The following is a 20,077-nucleotide window of genomic DNA, read 5'->3' as shown; positions in this document are numbered from 1 at the left end:
TGTTCGCCTTATCCCTTTATATGATTTCACACAAGTTTACTCTTTCCCTGCCTGCTTATAAGGGCAAAATCAAGGGCAAGAAAGTCTCATAACAAGATATAACAGAGTGTGGCAATCGGAGAACTGTGACATATGTGCGAATATATTATAACGGAGGATTTTTTAATGGACAAGTATATTTATGATGAAAGCAATGGTTTATGGTATGAGTTGCAGGGGGATTATTATATTCCTTGCCTTACTTTACCAGCTGAAAAAGAAAACAAACCTATCAGTTTGTGGGGGCAGCGACACAAACACTACTTACAGGAACATAAACGGACGGTTTATATTTCGCTGCTCACAAGCGGCGAATTGAATAATTACCTTGCCGATATTGACGAACAAGCAACGGAAATGATGTTTCGATTGGTTGAGCAAATGGCTGACAAGGAGGGCGTGACCGAACAACTTAAAGTAGAAAACCCGATGTTGTGGGTTGGTCGAATGAATGAGATACAGGCAAGAGCACGAGAAATTGTATATGCCGATATTATCTATAAGTAAAAAATGTAACATATAGAATATTAAAATTGTGGCAGTCAAAAATTAAAACTTTGTCTGCCACAATTATGATTCGATGTGTTCTCTTTCATAATGACTTTGGTAATTCATTATGCTATAATGAATTTAATTTACGGTATCGCACTGCATCTACTAATTTGGAGTTCGATTAGAACAGGAAAAGATTATATTGATTGCTCTCTATGCGAGATTAAAACCGATTATACAGGAGGAAATTGAATGAGCAATATTATTCAAATCAATAATCTTAATAAAAGTTTTGGAAGTGTAAACGCTGTTCAGAATTTGAGTTTTCGTGTGAAAAAAGGAGAGCTGTTTGCCTTTCTTGGTATCAATGGGGCAGGAAAATCAACTACAATCAATATTATGTGTGGACAACTGTCGAAAGACAGTGGAAGCGTTTTTATTGATAAACACGATTTAGATAAGGATATGGACTATATTAAGCGTGAACTGGGTGTAGTTTTTCAATCATCTGCCTTGGATTCTGCCCTTTCTGTTTATGATAATTTGGAAAGTCGTGCCGCTTTATATGGCATTACTGGAATGGAGTTTAAGAAACGACTTGAGGAACTGGCGAAAATATTAGATTTTGAAAACTTATTGAAACGCACCGTTGGTAAATTATCAGGAGGACAACGCCGAAGAATTGATATTGCAAGGGCTTTGTTTCATAAGCCTAAAATCCTTATTCTTGATGAGCCGACAACAGGGCTTGATCCGCAGACACGCCGACTTATTTGGAATGTTATATCAAGTTTTCGCAAAGATGAAAATATGACTGTATTTTTAACTACGCACTATATGGAAGAAGCTGCGGAAGCTGATTATGTTGTAATCATTGATGATGGGAAAATATCCGCAGAGGGTACTCCGCTTGAATTAAAAAATATTTATACTGGGGATTACATCACAATTTATGATGTAGATGAAAAGGATGTTAAAGAACTTGATGTAGAATATGAGCAAATCCGAAACGGTTATCGCCTTTCTGTACCGAATACAAAGGCTGCAACTGAATTGATTATTCGTAATCCGCAGTTGTTTAATGATTACGAAATAACAAAAGGAAAAATGGACGATGTTTTTCTTGCTGTTACGGGCAAAACATTAGTGGGAGGTGCAGAAAAATGAGTATGGCTTTCATTCTTATCAAAAGAAATATCAAATTGTTTTTCAAAGATAAGGGAATGTTCTTTACCTCTTTGATAACGCCTGCTATATTGCTTGTACTTTATGTGACTTTTCTTGGGAATGTGTATCGGGATAGTTTTACATCTAATTTACCTAATTCATTAAAACTATCAGAAAGCATAATAGAGGGACTGGTAGGCGGTCAACTTATCTCATCTATTCTTGCTGTTTCGTGTGTAACGGTTGCTTTTTGTTCTAATTTTTTAATGGTGCAAGATAAAGCAAATGGTACGATAAGAGATTTAAGAATATCTCCTGTGAAGTCAGCTACACTTTCGCTGAGTTATTATGTTGCAACCTTGCTTTCAACACTTATTATTTGCTTTGCTGCAACGGGTATCTGTCTTACTTATGTGGCTATTGTCGGTTGGTATATGTCGCTCGCAGATATATTCTTTTTGTTTCTTGATATTTTACTCCTTGTTTTGTTTGGAACAGCATTATCTTCGATTATTAATTTTTTCTTATCAACACAAGGACAAATTTCAGCGGTAGGCACAATCATCAGTGCGGGATATGGTTTCATTTGTGGTGCATATATGCCTATTTCTTCATTTGGAGAAGGGCTGCAAAAAATAATCTCATTTTTGCCGGGTACTTATGGTACATCACTTATCCGAAATCATACAATGCAAGGGGCGCTTGCCGAAATGCAAAATCAAGGTATTCCAACAGAGGTTATTGAAAAACTAAAAGATTCCCTTGATTGCAATCTTTATTTTTTCGGAAGTCAAGTAAATATCGGAACGATGTATATGATACTTGGAATCACTATTTTGGTATTGATTGGAATTTATATTTTGTTAAACAAATCAAAAAAATATAACTGTTAATTTTGTAGCTGCAAATGATTATGTATGCCGCCGCTATGGGTAACACCATAACGGCGGTTTTTCAATGCCTATCGGCTATCTCTGTCAATGGATTTCTTACGCTGTCTTTGCGGTGTTTTCTGCTTGTTGCGTTCCTGTATCTCACGCAGATGTTTTAACACGCTCTGCTTTTCAGGCGGTCTGTGCTGTTCTTTGGCGGTGGCTGTCGGTTTCCTGCTGACTTGGTATTCCCACTCGGCAAGGTCACGGTTGTACTGTTCCACAACGCTTTCCATTTCTCGGAAAGTACGCATAAAAACTTGCACATCGGGATAGCCGTCCTCTTTGAGTGTATCTGGGATTTTATCCAGCCTGTCGGCAATCTCCGTTTCGGTTTCTTTGATTTTTACCTCCAACGCTTTTCGTTCTTTACCTTTGAAAAGCCCCTTTGTATCGGCAAGCTGCTGTTTCAACTGCGGCAGAACTTTATCCTGCAAGTTTTTGATTTTTACCGCCTTATCCTGTACTTTTATCATCAGATTTCTCATATGGCGGAACTCTGCCATATCAATATCAAGCGTAGGTTTAGGCGGCATATCTTTTTCCCGAATAAGGTTTTGCAGAAAATCTTTTGCCTTTGTCACAATCCCACGGAACAGATTGGGCAGCCAGCCTTTGCTTTTGATAGACTGGCTTGCTTTTTCGTGTATCTCGGTCTGCTTGACCTCTAAAATCTTTGCTTCGGAAATACCCGATAACAACGCCATATCCGCTGTCCTGTTCCATTCCTGCCTTGCGGTGTTATCCGCTTCAATCTCGGCGGCTTTGGGATTGTTCTTACCGATTTTCTTTGTAGGGAGATAAACGCTGTTCTTATCAAATACCTTTAACTGCTGTTCGGGATCGGAGATATGCCGATTGATAAGGTCGGTGTAAATCTCTTTTACCTCCCGAAGAAAAGGCTCGCTTTTGAATTTATCATCTTTCACGGTAAAGAGGTGGCTTTCGTAAACTTCGCCCTTTTTTATGACGGTGCAGCCTTTTCGTATCTGTCCGTCCTCTCCTGTGATTTCTTTCTTGGTGCGTACCCTTTTTCCCGTTTCATCATAGAACACGCTGCGTGTGGCTATCTTGATGTCAGGCTCAGGAAGTAGTTTTCTTTCGCTGAAGATAAGGTGGATATGATAGTTTGTCTTGCGTTTGTTGTGGTGGAGGGCTGACACGCACTCCACACCATACCGCCTGCGGAACTCCTCCGTAAAATCTTCAAGGACTTCCTGCGGCTCGTATCTTGTATATACTTCGGGCAGGGCGATAATCAATTCCCTTGCTTCAATACATTTGCCCTCTGTGCCGCTTCGCTTAAATTCCTGCTGGCTTTCCCTTGCAAGGTTACTCCAAAATTCATTGTCGGCGGTGCGGTAGGTGGCATAGAGATTTTCCTGCCTTGCGTGGCTTGTGATATAGGATATTCTTCCCTTGACATTGGGTAGCTTCGACATCTGTATAAATGAATGTCTTGCCATATACTCCTTCCTCCCGTGACGGGCATACTCTTTTTGCAACCGAGAAATCGGTTGCCGCTGTTTCGGCGGCGTAAGCAGACGGACAGCGAAGAAAACAGCGGGCTGTTTTCTTCTGTATCATAGCGGCGGTGCATTGTCCGAAGCTGTGATACAGTGCCCCCTGCAAGGGCGAAATACCCAGAGTACAAATCGAAGATTTGTGCGAGGGGTGTATTTCGCTCTCAAACGCCGAGGGCTTGGAGAACGGTTATTCTACTTTGCGGACATCATTTTCATTCAGCAGGTTTCTTCCCTGATTGACGCTCATAAATCGCTCTAAAGTATCCCTGCGGATAATCGCTTTTCTTCCGACCTTGAGGACGGGAAGTTTGCCCCAGTCTACCAACTTACGCATTGTATTTCTTCCGATACCCGTACATTCTGCTGCTTCTTCTATGGTTAAACCCATTTTGATGTTGCTCATTTTATCAACCTCCTTTCAAAATACGCATTTCGCAACTATGTATCTGTAATTATACTTATTTTGCTATCTCTTGTCAACTCATTTTGCAACTTATTAAGAAATATTTTTATCTATTATTAAATTTGTGGTTGCAAAATAGACTTTGCTATGTTATACTATCAGCAATAGGAGGTGAAAACCTTGAAAAAAGAAATTACATTCACCGCAAAACAGGTCGGTGAACGAGTGAAAGAACGCCGAGCAGAATTAAACTTAACAATGCCCGAACTTGGTAAGCGTGTCGGGGTAAACAAATCTACCATTCAAAGATATGAAGCGGACGGTGTAGACCCGAAGCGTACAATGATTATCAACGGGCTGGCAGAAGCACTCCTGACCACTCCCGAATGGCTGACAGGACTTTCCGAAGATAAGGAATATGACAGCCGCACTTTATGTGCAAGGGATATGGAGGAACATATCAAAAATTATCTTGATACGGTTTCTTCTGTGGTAAAGGGAGAACCGCACCAACAGCTGCTCACGACATTCCTCGGAAAGATGATTGACCTCTATACGGTTATGACTTATCACTTTGCAGACGCTATGGCTGAGGTTGACCGTGTAGCGGAGGACGAGGGCTTAAAGCAGTCCTTACGCCGTTATGCGATTGAGTCAGGGGCAATTATGGAAAGGGTTTACCGTAAAGAAATGGAACTTCCTATCGAGGATATGAAGCAGTTTTTAGATGGGATTTTACATATCTACGATGAGGGACGCACCGCTGTAAAGATGGGTGACCTGTTCGGGATAGTGACAGCAGCCGAAGAAAGGGTTGCTGAAAAAGAAAAATTCCGTGGCTCTTTGACAAGTGAAAACGATGACTGACACTCATCGGCATAAGTAACCTTATTACTTTACGCACACCATATGTCACAGTCCCGATTGCCACAGATAGAAAGGGGAAATTTATCTATGGCAAAAGGTTCTGTAAGAAAAAAAGGTAAAAAGTGGTACGCACGCTTCTATATCGAAGATGAAAGCGGCAGAAAAGTACAGAAAGAGTTTGTGGGAACAGAAAGTAAGTCTGAAACAGAAGCCCTGCTCAGAAAAGCAATCGCTGACTATGAGGAAAAGAAATTCGTTGCGAAGTCTGAAAACATCACGGTTGGTATGCTGCTCGATCTGTGGGTGGAGGAAGAACTGAAACCCGGCAATCTCAGCAATGGTACGGTAATGTCCTATCAAGGAACGGTCAATCGTATCAAACAGCACCCGATAGGAAACCGAAAACTGAAAACAATAACCGCCGACCATTTACAGGCATATATAGACTTTCTCAGCTTTGGCGGTACAAATCCTGACGGTACAACCGCAAAAGCACTCAGCAAAGGGTATCTCCGATTGTTTTCGGCTGTTTTACAAGGGGCGTTCCGTTTTGCGGTATTCCCGAAAAGGCTGATAACCTTTAACCCGATGCAGTATGTGGTATGGCGAGGAAAGAAAGAAGAATACGAACTGTTCTCGGACGAGGACGGAGAAACTGCTTCCACACCAACGCTCAGCTACGAACAGTATCAGAGATTAGAGGACTTCCTGAAAAAGAAAAACAATCCTGCACTTCTTCCTATACAGATAGCCTATTATACAGGCTTGCGTATTGGAGAGGTCTGTGGTCTGACTTGGCAGGACATCAACCTTGAAGAACAATATCTGACAGTACGCCGCAGTATGCGTTACAACGGGGCAAGACACAAAACAGAAATAGGGGCAACAAAGCGTAAAAAAATCCGCACCGTGGACTTTTGCGATACGCTTGCCGCAATCCTGAAAACTGCGAAAACAGAACAACACAAAAACCGTTTCCGATACGGGGAACTGTACAGCCTTAATTACTATTTGGAGGTCAAAGAAAAAGACCGCACCTATTATGAGGTTTACAGTCTGCCGAGGTCGGAAGAAGTCCCAGAGGGATACAAGGAATTATCCTTTGTCTGCCTTAGACCTGACGGGGCATTTGAAGCACCGAGTACGGTGGGGATTATGTGCAGGACAGCAAGAAAAAAGGTGGAGGGATTGGAGGATTTCCACTTCCATATGCTCAGACACACCTATACAAGCAATCTGCTTTCAAACGGTGCAGCACCTAAAGATGTGCAGGAACTTCTCGGACACGCTGATGTTAGTACCACAATGAACATTTACGCTCACGCTACAAGGGAAGCGAAGCGTACTTCCGCAAGACTGCTGGATAAGGTAATCGGCGGAGAATAAAAAATTTCCCTTGTTTCGGCTCATAAGGGCAAAAACAAGGGAAAATACATAAGGTTTGAACATTTAATAGGCGATATGCCTTGAAAATACAGGGTTTATAGAGGATTGAATAGACAAATCGGAATTTAAAATCGCCAGCCAACATAGTTGTTGTGCCTGAAAAAACATCAGATCAGAGTTTAACGTTTATGTGGGATAAAGATAATGATGATGAGAATTATGAGATTGAATTTGATGGAAGGGTGTTGGATAATTTAGGTGAAAACTTTATAAAGATAGATCAACTGAAATCGGAGTCTAGTTATGAGATCAGAGTGCGTAAAGTAGTTGATCATGCGTTCTCAGAATGGTCTGACCCTGTGGCAGGCACGACTTTGAAAGATGATTTTGCTGCTGCTTTAGACATTATAGAATTTGATTCCAATTATCCCCATCAGCCGGGTCAAGAATTAGAAAAATTATTCAATAAGAATCCATCTACGGGCAATGTGTATCATACCGCATGGGGAAATAACGGTAAATTTACTGTTGACAAGCCATACAGGTTGTTAGTGGGAATTCCACATGATGCTGGAAATATTTCTAAGATTGTATATATTCCTCGTGAAGATGCTGGAAACGGGACCATACTGAAAGGAACAGTAAAATTGATGAACTATAACGAAACAAAAGGCGAGTGGGAATCCAGCAGTGCAATTGGATTTAAGTGGGCACGTGACAATACGAATAAAGTAATCAACGTAAGTGAACTATTAGAAAATAAGAGTAAGGCAAGATATTTATGGTTTGAAATAACGAACGCTGTAGGGAATTTTGTTTCTGGAAGACAGCTTCTTGTGTATGATACGAATGAGACCAGTCATGTTGATGAAACGTTTCTTATGAATTATATAGGAACAGAAAAAGATAAGGATAATGATTATGAATACGCCTCTGTAGCTGATACCAATCAAGATGGGGTCATAGATGTGTATGATATGCATAATGTGCTGATATCTGAAAAGAATGACGATTTGATAAGTTCAGGGATGATTTTATTGGGGGCAAATGTAATCGATAATGGCGATGTTGCTGTCACTATTTATGCGAAAGACTTTAATAATGTCAGCGCATATGGGATTATAATGAGAATTGACGAGAAAAAATTTATCGTCGATGAAGATAGTTTAAAATCTGGTGAGTTTTCAAAGAAAATGGAAAATTATTCGAAAATAAAAAAACACTCTAACGGTGAGAAGGGACTATACATTGTTCAGACTTATAAGGATTCAGATCAGAAGCTTTCAGGCTCTGGAATCCTGAACACATTTCGAATAAAAGTATTATCGGGCAATTTATCTAAGGACGAAATCAGTCAGATGCTTATCCGCTCGATCGATATGGTACGAATGATTTCACCAGGCGGCAGTGACAGAAAGTTAAAAATTGAGTCTGAAAACGCTGCAGATGATCCTACAGCTGCAGATAAATATAACCCTGAAGAACAAAAAGCAACCACAGAATTACACAAAGAAGTTAGCGTGTCTGCGGAAATTAAAAACAAAGAGCATTTACCAAAAGACGCTGCACATACCCAAGGTAGTGGTAAAGGCAATGCAACAATTCATAAATCATTAGTGAAAACTGTTCCCAAGACGGGAGATGTTGATAATAGTATCTTTGCTATTAAGGGCGGTTTAATTCTATTGGGCATTTTAGGAATGTTAGGATATAAAAAATTAAAGACATTACAATAAACTCCTGTGTAAGATTCCAAATGGCTGAGAGCAAGAATTTTTGCTCTCAGCCATTTGTGTGACTGGCATCGTAAAGCTTTTGAATATCTGCCGGAAGCTTATCGGGAAGCATCGCATTGATTTTTTCTTCATTTCCATCTGCAATTGCGGTTTCATAATACCAACATTTGAATTTTAATAAGGAAAGAGTTTTTTGAAGCGATTTGATTTCTTCTTCTACAGCTAATTTTCGCGCTTGGAATAATTCTTTTCTTTTTTCATAACTTGAACTGCCTTCTGTAACCAGTACAAAAAACTGCTTGATATCTTTGATCTCAAGACCGGACTTTTTAAGGCATTCAATGATGCGAAGAGCCTCAAGCTCATGATCGCTAAAACAGCGTATATTTCCTTTTCGGTGGAGAGCGGGGAAAAAACCTTCTTTGTCATAATATCTTAAAGTAGAAATAGGGATATGAAACATCTCAGAAACCTGACCGATCGTGTACATGAATATACCTTCTTTCGAATGAAATAAAAAATACTTGACCTAAAGTTAAGTTTAGGTTGTATGATAATATCAGTGTAAAGCAAAAAGTAAATTATTACAAGAGATTTTTCAAGGAGGTATTGCAGAAAATGAAGATGGAAGAATTAAAGCTGGCCGCAGACTGGGACAAAACGTTTCCAAAGAGCGATAAGGCAGAACATAAGAAGGTAACGTTTGTGAATCGTTATGGTATTACGCTTGCGGCAGATATGTATATTCCGCAAAATGCAAAAGAGAAATTGCCTGCCATAGCAGTAAGCGGACCGTTTGGAGCAGTGAAGGAGCAATGTGCAGGATTATATGCCCAAAGTATGGCGGAGAGAGGATACCTGACGGTTGCTTTTGATCCTTCCTATACAGGAGAAAGCGGCGGTCAGCCAAGATATATGGCATCCCCCGATATTAATACAGAGGATTTTATGGCAGCGGTAGATTTTCTTACGATACAGGAGTAGGTGGATGCTGAAAAAATCGGGATCATCGGTATATGTGGCTGGGGAGGCATGGCTTTGAATGTAGCTGCGCTTGATACAAGAGTCAAGGCTACGGTGGCATCAACGATGTATGATATGACAAGAGTGAATGCTAACGGATACTTTGATGCAGAGGATACTGAAGAGGCAAGATATGAAAAGAAAAAAGTACTTTGCGCTCTTCGTACAGAGGAGTACAAAAAAGGTGAATATTCAAGAGGGGGCGGATGCATGCCGCTGCCGGTTCCTGATGACGCGCCATTTTACGTAAAGGATTATAGCGAATATTACAAAGGCAGATGTTATCATTCCAGAAGCCTGAATTCAAATGACGGATGGAATACGATCGGTTGTCAGTCATTTATGAACCAGCCTATATTACAATACAGCAATGAGATCAGAAGTGCAGTTCTTGTACTCCATGGTGAAAAGGCACATAGCTTTTATTTTGGAAGGGATGCATATACCAATATGACTGAAAACAATAAGTATGCGGATAATAAGGAATTTATGGCAATTCCAGACGCTGTTCATACGGATCTTTATGATAATTTAGATGTGATTCCATTCGATAAAATGGATGAATTTTTTAAGAAGAATATGTAAGGAGAGAAGCGATGTCAAAGAAAGTAGTAATTATATCTACGAGTCTGCGCAGCGGCAGTAATTCAGATATTCTTGCAAAAGAATGTGAACGTGGAGCGATAGAGGCAGGACATGACGTTACACATATTTCATTAAAAGGTAAGGAGATCAAATATTGTATTGGTTGTCTTACCTGTATAAATAATAGTTCTTGTATTTTAAAGGATGATGTAGCTGATATTATGGGGCAAGTCAAAGAATCGGAGGTCATAATCTTTGCAACGCCCATTTATTACTATGAAATGTGTGGGCAGATGAAAACACTTTTGGATAGATTAAATCCTCTCTATGCAGCGGATTATGCATTTAGAGATATTTACATGATAGCAACTGCCGCTGAAAATAGCGAGAGTGCGTTTTCAAAGGCATACAATGGGTTACAGGGTTGGGTGGATTGCTTTGAAAAGGCAAGATTAAAAGGCTTGGTAGCAGGAAGTGGGATTGATGAAGCAGGTACAGCGTCTGATCACATAGATGCCATGAAGAAGGCCTACCAACTTGGAAAAGAAGTATAAATTTTGCGGGCAGGACTGGTTTGATCAGTCCTGCCTGCAAATGTTTATACTTACAGATATTCTCTGGAAAGTACTTTACTGTATTTTTTTATATGCAGTTATTCCAAAGAAAGAGAACGCTGCTGTAAGCATCAGGGCCAGCAAGATTCCCACATTCCTGTTGTCACCTGTCTGTGGTATGCCGGAATCAGCAGATGCAGGATCCTTTTTATTGTCTGTCAGAGATGAATCAGGATCGGCAGGCTTATAATTTAAATCCTTTTTTCCACATACTGTGCACTTTCCATTTTTATATGTATGTCCAAGCGCTTTTTTAATGGTGCCCTCTTTTGTACATTCCTGTGTGAGAGCTGCGTCTGTATAGTACTTATTACAAACTGCACAGTACCAGTATTCGATATTGCCATCTTTGTCGCATGTAGGTGCAGTGGCAGAGACATGTTTGACAGTATGCAGTTTTTCAACAGTACCTGAACCTGTGATAGTACCGTTTCCTGTCATACTGTCTGGAATCGTCAGTTCTCCGCTGTTAGAAAATTCACCGTTATTTTCTAATTTGGTATCAGGAGTGACTTCTAAGGCTGCATCCGGACTGATCGTGACTTTTCCCTGGTCATTTATTTTAAGCTTTCCATTTCCCTCAACTGTAACACTGCCTTTAATATCCCAATTTCCTGTAACTTCCAGTATGGCGTCTTCTGCTATTTGAAAGATAATATTTTTCCCTTTTTCAATGACGATCTGATCCAGCGTCAGATCTTTATCAATGAGAACGGTATCCTGATCATCTACCTGTATATTTCCGCTTCCTGCCTGCCCGAAGAATTGTGCCAGCGCCACAGAAGACTGGGGGATGAAGGTGATCGTCTCATCTTCGTTGTACATATATGTATAGTCGTTGTAATCAGCAGGTTTTATGTCTTCAGGAGTATCCATCCATACCCAGCCGTTTACGGCAACCTGGCCGGCAGGGAGTATGACAGGAGCCGCTGCGACATCATAAATAAGCAGATGGTTGCTGCCTAATTCAAAGGTGTTGCTTTTGAAGTCTACAGGTTCTCCGATACGGTCTCCCGCCTGGATATAGTGCTCAAATACATCATTTTTAATCGTATTGCCGGTGAAGTCGGCCTGAGTCTGCAAGTAAATAGAGCCTGCATTATCAAAGTAATTGCTGCGGACTTGGATCTGGTTATTTGCGGAAGCAGAAGTTGTAATAGAGGTGGACGTAGCTCCGGCACCGCCTGTAGGTCCGTTTAATACAGTATAAACACTGTTTGTAAATGTACAATTTTCAATAATGAAATTGCCGCTTACATTTGGAAGCATTGTTCTGAATGCACCGCTGAATTCACTGTTTGTAAACAGAATACTTCCGCTGTTATCCTGTCCGTTGATATACAGACCATAGGACCATTCAAGCGCATTCTCTACGGCACCCTGATTGTTCGGGGTGTTGATAAAATGACATTGATCGATCTTGATGGCTGCCTTGTTTCCGCTTACAGTCATAGCGCTGCCTGCGTCCCGTTTTGTTACAGAATAGTGGACGGTGATATTTTCTAAGGCAATAGAAGTATTTGCGCCGGCGTTGCCTAGTGTCAGCAGTCTGCCCTTTGCGTCTGTATCGTTTGGCTTGAGTGTAAGATTTTGTAGCGTGCCCGCGCTTACAGAAGACAGACCTGCGACTGTATACTTGCCTGCTCCGTCCACAGTGATGTTTTTATTAAAATTTACATTTTCTGTGACATCCGAAAGAAGTGTGACAGTACTGCCCTCCGGTGCTGCCTCTATCGCCTTCTGCAGTGTTTCATATCCGATTCCTTCAACTTCCGCGACATTCTGCGGTGCTGCAAAAGATGTAACAGGAAAAAGGCTTATCGCGGCTAAGACAGTCAGGGCCGCGGCCCATACTCGTTTTTTTGTCATAATGATCCCCCTTACTTTTTAAGTTATACGCTTTTATAATAGCATAAATAAAAAATCCTATCTACTAAAAAAGTCATCATCTGCTGAAATATTCGTCTATGAATTTTTATGGGATTTTGATAAACTATAGAAAAGGAGTGTCAGGTTATGGAGTTTTTTACAACGTATCCTTCACCGGTCGGCAGGCTTACCTTAGGAAGTGACGGGCAATATCTGATCGGACTGTGGATAGAGGGACAAAAGTATTTTGGCAGTACACTGGGAGGAGCCGTATCTGAAAAAGGAGATCTGCCCGTATTTATGGCAGCAAAAGAATGGCTGGAGCGATATTTTGCCGGGGAAAGACCGAGGCCGGACACACTTCCTCTGTGTCTGAAGGGAAGTATATTTCAGCAGAGAGTGTGGAAACTTTTATGTGAGATACCTTATGGTGAGGTGACGACATATGGAATGCTTGCGTCAAAAGTAGCAGAACAGATGAAAAGACATTCGATGTCTGGGCAGGCAGTCGGAGGCGCAGTAGGGCGTAATCCCTTGTCTATCATTATCCCCTGTCACCGCGTCGTAGGAAGCGATGGGAGTCTGACAGGATATGCAGGCGGCATAAACACAAAAGTCAGCCTGTTAAAACTGGAAGGCGCAGATCTGACAAATCTGTATGTGCCAAAGAAAAAATAATATGTCCAAAAGGAGACTATGTACAATGGACTGGAAAGATGGAAAGAACAGATGTCAGTGGGCAAATCCGAAGAATGAAAAATATATACAATATCATGATGAAGAATGGGGCATTCCGGTATATGATGACCAAAGATTGTTTGAAATGTTGGTATTGGAATCTTTTCAGGCGGGGCTTTCCTGGGAATGTGTGCTAAATAAAAGAGAAGCATTCCGCAAGGCATTTGACGATTTTGATCTGGCAGCGGTCTGTTCCTATGGTGAAGAAAAAATAGCCGCCTTAAAAGAAAATCCTGAGATCATCCGAAATCGGCTGAAAATACAGGCTGCCGTACAGAATGCAAAGATTTTCCGGCAGATACAGAAAGAATGTGGAAGCTTTTCTGACTATATATGGCATTGGACGGATGGAAACATTATCTACGAGATAGGGAAAACAAAATCACCACTGTCTGATATAGTATCTGCGGATCTAAAACGGCGGGAAATGAAGTTTGTGGGCAGTACGATCATTTATGCATATATGCAGGCGATAGGCATCATATATTCTCATGAAAAAGGCTGTTTTTTGGAGTGCGGAAAAGAGAGAGGGCGGAATAAAAACGGATGAGAAAATACAATAAAAAAGATTGACAAGGTGTTTGCGCAGATGTTTATAATGAAAGAAGAAAAGAGAGAAGGAGTGGAATATATGGAACAGTATCTTGGAGAAAAAATTCCGAAATTGGGATTTGGGCTTATGCGGCTTCCTGTGAAAGAAAATGCGATCGATGTCGAGCAGACGAAAGCCATGGTGGACAGGTTTTTAGAGGAAGGGTTTGTGTATTTTGATACCGCTTATGGGTATCAGGACGGAGAATCCGAACGAGTGATCAAAAAAGCACTGGTAGATCGGTATCCAAGGGAAAGATTCATGCTTGCGACAAAACTTCCTGCGTGGGCAGGGGCAAAAAATAGGGAAGAAGCAGAGCAGATGTTCTATACATCTTTAGAACGTACAGGAGCAGGATATTTTGATTTTTATTTGTTACATAATTTAGGAGAACAAAGAACACATTTCTTTGATGACTATGATATCTGGACATTTTTGGCAGAGAAGAAAAAAGAAGGGCTGATCCGGCATCTTGGTTTTTCTATGCACGACAAAGCAGATGTTTTGGATGAAATACTTACGGCACATCCAGAAATGGAATTTGTACAGCTGCAGATCAACTATGCAGACTGGGAAGATCCGACGATCGAATCCCACAAGTGTTATGAGGTAGCAAGAAAACATAACAAGCCAATCATCATTATGGAACCGGTGAAGGGAGGAACCCTTGCCAATCCTCCGAAAGAAGTCAAAGAAGTCTTGTACCAGGCGGATCCGGACGCATCTCCTTCTTCTTGGGCGATTCGGTTTGCAGCTTCATTAGATGGCGTAATCACGGTATTGTCCGGCATGTCTGATATGGAACAGATGGAAGATAATGTGTCTTATATGAAGGAATTTAAACCACTGACCGAAGAAGAACAAAAGACAGTAGAGAAGGCGAGAGAAACTTTTAACGCATTTCCAAAAGTGCCTTGTACAGCATGCGCATACTGCATGAAAGGCTGCCCGCAGCATATTGCTATCTACGGTTCATTCCAGGCATATAATATCTACAGTATGTACGGAGATCTGACCGGCGCACGAAATAAATATCAGTGGAACGCGGATGGTCACGGCTGGGCAAAAGCGTCTGCCTGTATAGAGTGTGGAAAATGTGAGAAGGTCTGTCCGCAGCACATTGCTATCCGGGAGGAACTAAAAAAGGCAGCATCTGTCCTGGAAGGATAAAAAACATAGACAAGGTTTTCCATTGGAAAACCCTGTCTATTTAGATACTGTACCCGACGGGTACATATTTTTCTTTATGCTAACATGAAAAGTAATCTTACATATTATAGTAATGTGCGTAAATGCCATCTTTTTTTAAGAGCGTTTCATGTGTGCCTCTCTCTGCGATCCCTTCTTCTGTGATGACAATGATTTCATCTGCATGTTTAATAGTGGAAAGCCGATGCGCGATCGTGATGGTCGTTCTGTTTTTGGAAAGGTCTTCCAAACTTTGTTGGATAAAACGTTCACTTTCATTGTCAAGGGCGCTTGTAGCTTCATCTAAAATAAGGATCGGAGGATTCTTTAAGAAAACCCGGGCAATAGATATGCGCTGTTTTTGTCCACCGGACAGACGAGTACCGCGTTCTCCTACAAAGGTATCATATCCATCCGGCAGCTCTTCGATAAAATCGTGAATATTGGCTTTCTTGGAAGCTTCGATGATCTCTTCCATAGACGCATCTGGTTTTCCATAAGCAATATTTTCTTTAATCGTTCCACAGAATAAATACACGTCTTGCTGTACGATCCCAATCTGATCGCGCAGACTCTTTAGCGTCAATGTGCGCACATCTCTGCCGTCGATCGTGATGCGTCCGCCGGATACATCGTAAAAACGGGGCAGCAGAGAACAGATAGTCGTTTTGCCACTTCCTGAAGGTCCGACAAGGGCGATCGATCTTCCCGCCGGAATCTGGAAGGAAACATGGGACAATACAGGTGTATCATCATCACTGTAGTGGAAAGAGACATCCTCATAGGAAACTCTGCCCAGTACGTTATCAAGAGGCTGTGCATCCTCTGCATCCTGGATATCGGGTTCAGTTTCCATGACATCCAGAAAGCGGCGAAAGCCGGATAAGCCCTTTTGCATCATTTCTGTCAGTTCTACAAGGATTTGGATCGGATTGATGAAGATACCGATGTATAAAGCATACATAGCCAAGTCGGCTGCCTGCATCTGCCCTTTTGCGATCAAGTATCCTCCGAATACAAGAGTGATAAGATACATCATACCCTGGAAGAACAGATTCCAACCCATAAAACTTCCCATACAATTATAGTTCGCACGTTTAGAGACAAGAAAACCGTGGTTGCTTTTTCGGAATTTTTTTCGCTCGATTTCTTCATTGGCAAAAGACTGTACGACACGGATCCCAGCCAGCGTATCCTGCAGACTGGCGTTTACATCTCCTATCTTGCGGCGATTTTCCATAAAAGTCTCCTGCATACGTTTATTTTGGCTATAGGAAAATACAAACATACACAGAACTAAAAGCAGAAGTGGGATCGCCAGTTTCCAATTAATAAGAAACAAAAAGACAAAAGAACCTACGATTTTTATGAGAGAAATAAATAAATTTTCTGGACCATGATGTGCAAATTCGGAGATATCGAATAAATCAGATACAAGCTTGCTCATCATCTGTCCGGAATTATGCTGGTCGTAATAAGAAAAGGATAGTTTTTCATAGTGGTCGAAAAGCTGCTGCCGCATATCTCTTTCCATATGAGCGCCCATCATGTGCCCCTGGTAGCTTACATAATATTTACAGAGACTCTGGATGATGTACATGATAAGAAGACCAAGAGCAATGGGGAAAAGCGCTTTAAGTATCACATTCCTTTCTTCTGTAAATATTGTATTTGTCAGTGTACGGAGAATCTGCGGGTATGCCAGATCCACAAAACTTATGATGGCGGCGCAGAGCAGATCGACAAAAAAGACAATTTTATAAGGGCTGTAATATTTGATAAAATGTTTTAAAGTATGCAAGATCATTCTCCTCTCTTAAAGTTCAGAAACTAAACATCTTATTTGAAAATAAGAAACCAAAACAATCTTAGCATAATCAGACAAGAGTGTCAAAAAGAGAGCGGCATGAAAGAAACAGACAATAGGACAAAGTCTTGACAGGCAAAAGAAGGCTATGCTATTCTACCAGATGTTTTGTGTAAAAGATAAAATCAGGCTGCAGGTATAGCCAAAGGAGAAAGAAATATGTCAAGGGAAAATATAAAAGAAAAGAAATACAATAAAATGGAGGCAAAAGAGATATTCCCACTTTTGATGAGCATGTCTCTTCCGATGATGTTGTCTATGCTGGTACAGTCCCTTTACAACATTGTAGACAGTATTTATGTTTCCAGATTGGGAACCCGCGCCTTGACGGCAGTTTCTCTTGCATATCCGCTGCAGAATATTGTGATATCTGTTGCAGTGGGAATAGGTGTGGGGATCAGTTCTGTTCTTTCCATCAGTCTGGGCGAGAAAAATCAGGAAAGAGCAAATCAGGCGGCTGCGACGGGGCTGGTCCTGACGGTGTTTCACTGCATTTTATTTGTGCTTGCAGGCATAGTAGTGACAAAGCCGTTTCTATGTCTGTTTACACAAGATAAAGAAGTGCTTGCACAGGCGTGCGAGTATACCTATACTGTGCTGTGCGTTTCTTTCGGTGCGCTTTTGCAGGTGGCGATGGAGAAAATATATCAGGGTATAGGTGATATGAAGACTACGATGTATCTGCTGGGGACAGGGTGCATCATCAATATTATTTTGGATCCGATTCTGATCTTCGGTATGTTTGGCTTTCCAAAGATGGGGGTGAAAGGAGCGGCAACTGCTACAGTGATTGGTCAGATCAGTGCCTTTGTTTTATATATCGTGGTCTATTTGAAGAAGAACCCCGGTGTGTCGCTCCATCCTAGATATATCCGGTTTGATAAAAAACTGATCCGGCAGATATATGCAGTAGGGATCCCGTCCTCACTCATGATGATGATGCCGTCTGTCCTCGTGGGAGGATTAAATGGGATACTATCCGGTATGTCGGAAGTCTATGTGGCAGTGCTGGGAATTTATTTTAAACTTCAGACATTTATTTATATGCCGGCAAATGGGATCGTCCAGGGAATGCGTCCGATTATTGGTTATAATTATGGGGCAGGGAACATAAAAAGAGTGAAAGCGGCGATCCGCTACAGCCTTTTGGCAGCTGCGGTGCTTATGTTGGCCGGTACGATCTTATCTTTGGGATTTCCAGCTGCGATCCTAGGTATGTTCCAGGCTGACACAGCGCTTTTGAACGCCGGAACGCAGGCACTGCGGCTTATATCGCTGGGATTTTTGGTTTCCTCTGTGGGAATTATCTCATGTGGAGTCTTTGAGGCAATGGGAAAGGGAATGCAGTCGCTGCTTATTTCTCTGCTTCGTCAGCTTATTATCATTCTTCCGCTTGGTTTTGTGTTGTCTAGATTTATGGGAGCTGCCGGAATCTGGGTGAGCTTTCCGGCGGCAGAATTACTGGCTGCGCTGGCAGCATGTGTTCTTATGAAGAAGCTGGATAATGGTAAATACTTCCCATTTGGGAAAGGAGATTGATATGCGGTTTTATTTGGCCCCTCTGGAGGGGATAACAGGGTATATTTATAGAAATGCAGTACATGATTTTTTTGGAGGGATCGATAAATATTTTCTTCCTTTTATCAGTCCTAACCAGAAAGGACATTTTAGCTCCAAGGAGAAGCAGGATCTCATGCCGGCGCATAATCAAGGAATGTATGCGGTACCGCAGATACTGACGAATTCAGCAGAGGACTTCCTGCGCACAGCAAAAAAACTAGAAGAATATGGATATGAAGAGATCAACTTGAATCTAGGCTGTCCATCTCGTACAGTAGTGACAAAAGGCCGTGGAGCGGGCTTTCTTGCCGAACCAGAGAAATTAAATAGATTTTTGGAGCATATTTTTACGGCATCCAGTCTGAGGATTTCTGTGAAGACAAGGTTAGGGATGGAAGAAGCAAAGGAATTTGAGAAGATCATGGATATATATGAGCAGTATCCTATAGAGGAATTGATCATACATCCGCGAGTACAAAAAGAGTTTTATAAAAATAAGCCGGATATCGAAGCATTTAAAAAGGCGTGGACGAGAAATAAGAATAAAATCGTATATAATGGGGATGTTTTTACGGCAGAAGATGTGGTAAAATTAAAAGAAATGTTCCCAGAATTAACATGCATCATGTGTGGACGGGGCGTTCTTATGGATCCGGCGCTGCTGCGCAAGGCAAAAGGGGGAAAGCCGTTAGAGAAAGGAGAATTAAGACGGTTCCATGACCAGATTTATCAAAACTACCAATCGGTATTATCTGGAGAGAGAACGGTTCTTTTCAAAATGAAAGAACTATGGACGTATCTGGCGTTTTCTTTTACGGATCCTAAAAAATATGCGAAAAGAATTAAAAAGGCTGTACATTTTACAGAGTACGAGAGTGCAGTGGATGCACTGTTTGCGGAGCGGGAATTATGGAGATATTGATACAAATAGATGAGAATATCCTTTTGTTTATACAGGAGCACCTCAGACAGGACTGGATGAATGACTTTTGGAGTGCGGTGACGCATTTAGGGGACAGTGGCTGGATATGGATTTGCACAGGTGTTTTACTTTTGTTGTTCAAAAGGACAAGGAAAGCCGGAGCAGCTGAGTTATCTGCATTGGTGATAGGTGCGCTTATAACCAATGTCGTTCTTAAAAATGCCATAGCCAGAATACGCCCCTATGAGGTTGTGGAGGGACTGCACATATTGATCGAGAAGCAGCGGGATTTTTCCTTTCCGTCGGGACATGCTTGCGCCTCTTTTGCGGCGGCAATGGCACTATATAAAGCGCTTCCCAGAAAATATGGGATCTGCGCGCTGCTCTTGGCAGGAATGATCGCGCTGTCCAGGCTGTATGTAGGCGTACACTACCCTACAGATGTATTGGCAGGGATGCTGATCGGAATATTGGCGGGATGGACAGCTTGGAAACTGACAGAGAAAAGCAGAGAAACAATAGATAAGAGAAGAATAAAATAGAACGAATAAGAAAACCCCGGAATCTGATA

Annotated in this window: 18 protein-coding genes and 1 pseudogene; 14 read left to right on the top strand and 5 right to left on the bottom strand. The window is 41.5% G+C overall.

The features are described 5' to 3' along the window. Positions 1 to 165 precede the first annotated feature (165 nt). The 3 genes from WKT01_RS08895 to WKT01_RS08885 all read left to right on the top strand — a co-directional run bounded on the left by WKT01_RS08895 (position 166) and on the right by WKT01_RS08885 (position 2,591). The gene (locus WKT01_RS08895) at positions 166 to 546 is read left to right on the top strand and encodes a TnpV protein (RefSeq protein ID WP_075530915.1); all 381 of its coding nucleotides are present in this window, start codon (positions 166 to 168) and stop codon (positions 544 to 546) included. A 237-nt stretch (positions 547 to 783) separates the two neighbouring features. Continuing rightward, complete coding sequence (locus WKT01_RS08890) at positions 784 to 1,698, top strand: ABC transporter ATP-binding protein (RefSeq protein WP_270394876.1); 915 nt, start codon at positions 784 to 786, stop codon at positions 1,696 to 1,698. Then, the gene (locus WKT01_RS08885) at positions 1,695 to 2,591 is read left to right on the top strand and encodes an ABC transporter permease (RefSeq protein ID WP_075530917.1); all 897 of its coding nucleotides are present in this window, start codon (positions 1,695 to 1,697) and stop codon (positions 2,589 to 2,591) included. Before WKT01_RS08890 ends, WKT01_RS08885 begins: the two co-directional genes overlap by 4 nt. Before the next feature lie 68 nt (positions 2,592 to 2,659). On the opposite strand, the gene WKT01_RS08880 is transcribed toward WKT01_RS08885, so the two are convergent. Further along, positions 2,660 to 4,096 carry a MobA/MobL family protein gene (locus tag WKT01_RS08880; RefSeq protein WP_340312098.1) on the bottom strand — a complete coding sequence of 479 codons (1,437 nt, stop codon included), beginning with the start codon at positions 4,094 to 4,096 and terminating at the stop codon, positions 2,660 to 2,662. A 247-nt stretch (positions 4,097 to 4,343) separates the two neighbouring features. Then, the gene (locus WKT01_RS08875) at positions 4,344 to 4,559 is read right to left on the bottom strand and encodes a helix-turn-helix domain-containing protein (RefSeq protein ID WP_004612412.1); all 216 of its coding nucleotides are present in this window, start codon (positions 4,557 to 4,559) and stop codon (positions 4,344 to 4,346) included. Between the two features lie 180 nt (positions 4,560 to 4,739). On the opposite strand from WKT01_RS08875, the gene WKT01_RS08870 reads away from it, so the two are divergent. The 3 genes from WKT01_RS08870 (at position 4,740) to WKT01_RS08860 (ending at position 8,548) form a co-directional block, all read left to right on the top strand. Then, a complete protein-coding gene (locus WKT01_RS08870; RefSeq protein WP_270395905.1) occupies positions 4,740 to 5,426 on the top strand; it encodes a helix-turn-helix domain-containing protein in 687 nt (228 codons plus the stop codon). Between the two features lie 87 nt (positions 5,427 to 5,513). Further along, on the top strand, positions 5,514 to 6,812 hold the full coding sequence (locus WKT01_RS08865; RefSeq protein ID WP_340312096.1) for a tyrosine-type recombinase/integrase: 1,299 nt from the start codon (positions 5,514 to 5,516) through the stop codon (positions 6,810 to 6,812). A gap of 188 nt (positions 6,813 to 7,000) precedes the next feature. Then, the gene (locus WKT01_RS08860; RefSeq protein ID WP_270394870.1) at positions 7,001 to 8,548 is read left to right on the top strand and encodes an LPXTG cell wall anchor domain-containing protein; all 1,548 of its coding nucleotides are present in this window, start codon (positions 7,001 to 7,003) and stop codon (positions 8,546 to 8,548) included. A gap of 46 nt (positions 8,549 to 8,594) precedes the next feature. On the opposite strand, the gene WKT01_RS08855 is transcribed toward WKT01_RS08860, so the two are convergent. Beyond that, on the bottom strand, positions 8,595 to 9,038 hold the full coding sequence (locus WKT01_RS08855) for a MerR family transcriptional regulator (protein WP_270394869.1): 444 nt from the start codon (positions 9,036 to 9,038) through the stop codon (positions 8,595 to 8,597). 128 nt (positions 9,039 to 9,166) lie between these two features. Here WKT01_RS08855 and WKT01_RS08850 point away from each other — a divergent pair. After that, positions 9,167 to 10,156, top strand: a pseudogene (locus tag WKT01_RS08850) (alpha/beta hydrolase). 11 nt (positions 10,157 to 10,167) lie between these two features. Further along, positions 10,168 to 10,710: a flavodoxin family protein gene (locus tag WKT01_RS08845; RefSeq protein ID WP_270394868.1), complete on the top strand. Its 543-nt coding sequence runs from the start codon at positions 10,168 to 10,170 to the stop codon at positions 10,708 to 10,710. Positions 10,711 to 10,785: 75 nt separating this feature from the next. Here WKT01_RS08845 and WKT01_RS08840 read toward each other — a convergent pair whose 3' ends face one another. Next, a complete protein-coding gene (locus WKT01_RS08840; protein ID WP_340312091.1) occupies positions 10,786 to 12,639 on the bottom strand; it encodes a hypothetical protein in 1,854 nt (617 codons plus the stop codon). Positions 12,640 to 12,786: 147 nt separating this feature from the next. On the opposite strand from WKT01_RS08840, the gene WKT01_RS08835 reads away from it, so the two are divergent. The 3 genes from WKT01_RS08835 (at position 12,787) to WKT01_RS08825 (ending at position 15,139) form a co-directional block, all read left to right on the top strand. Further along, on the top strand, positions 12,787 to 13,317 hold the full coding sequence (locus tag WKT01_RS08835) for a methylated-DNA--[protein]-cysteine S-methyltransferase (RefSeq protein WP_282923952.1): 531 nt from the start codon (positions 12,787 to 12,789) through the stop codon (positions 13,315 to 13,317). A 25-nt stretch (positions 13,318 to 13,342) separates the two neighbouring features. Continuing rightward, the gene (locus tag WKT01_RS08830; protein ID WP_340312090.1) at positions 13,343 to 13,927 is read left to right on the top strand and encodes a DNA-3-methyladenine glycosylase I; all 585 of its coding nucleotides are present in this window, start codon (positions 13,343 to 13,345) and stop codon (positions 13,925 to 13,927) included. 81 nt (positions 13,928 to 14,008) lie between these two features. After that, positions 14,009 to 15,139 carry an aldo/keto reductase gene (locus WKT01_RS08825; RefSeq protein ID WP_340312116.1) on the top strand — a complete coding sequence of 377 codons (1,131 nt, stop codon included), beginning with the start codon at positions 14,009 to 14,011 and terminating at the stop codon, positions 15,137 to 15,139. 97 nt (positions 15,140 to 15,236) lie between these two features. Here WKT01_RS08825 and WKT01_RS08820 read toward each other — a convergent pair whose 3' ends face one another. Next, complete coding sequence (locus WKT01_RS08820; protein ID WP_340312088.1) at positions 15,237 to 16,958, bottom strand: ABC transporter ATP-binding protein; 1,722 nt, start codon at positions 16,956 to 16,958, stop codon at positions 15,237 to 15,239. Between the two features lie 225 nt (positions 16,959 to 17,183). Between WKT01_RS08820 and WKT01_RS08815 the strand changes: the two genes are divergently transcribed. The 3 genes from WKT01_RS08815 to WKT01_RS08805 are packed head-to-tail and all read left to right on the top strand — an operon-like array spanning position 17,184 to position 20,048. Beyond that, positions 17,184 to 18,563 (top strand): MATE family efflux transporter, encoded by a 1,380-nt coding sequence (locus WKT01_RS08815; protein WP_340312087.1) that lies wholly within the window; start codon positions 17,184 to 17,186, stop codon positions 18,561 to 18,563. A 1-nt stretch (position 18,564) separates the two neighbouring features. After that, a complete protein-coding gene (locus WKT01_RS08810) occupies positions 18,565 to 19,506 on the top strand; it encodes a tRNA dihydrouridine synthase (protein ID WP_340312086.1) in 942 nt (313 codons plus the stop codon). Next, a complete protein-coding gene (locus WKT01_RS08805; RefSeq protein WP_340312085.1) occupies positions 19,494 to 20,048 on the top strand; it encodes a phosphatase PAP2 family protein in 555 nt (184 codons plus the stop codon). Before WKT01_RS08810 ends, WKT01_RS08805 begins: the two co-directional genes overlap by 13 nt. The last annotated feature ends 29 nt before the right edge of the window (positions 20,049 to 20,077 follow it).

This window comes from Mediterraneibacter sp. ICN-202921, from assembly GCF_037890075.1.
Taxonomy (GTDB): domain Bacteria; phylum Bacillota; class Clostridia; order Lachnospirales; family Lachnospiraceae; genus Mediterraneibacter; species Mediterraneibacter massiliensis.
This window is presented reverse-complemented; position numbering and strand designations above follow the sequence as displayed.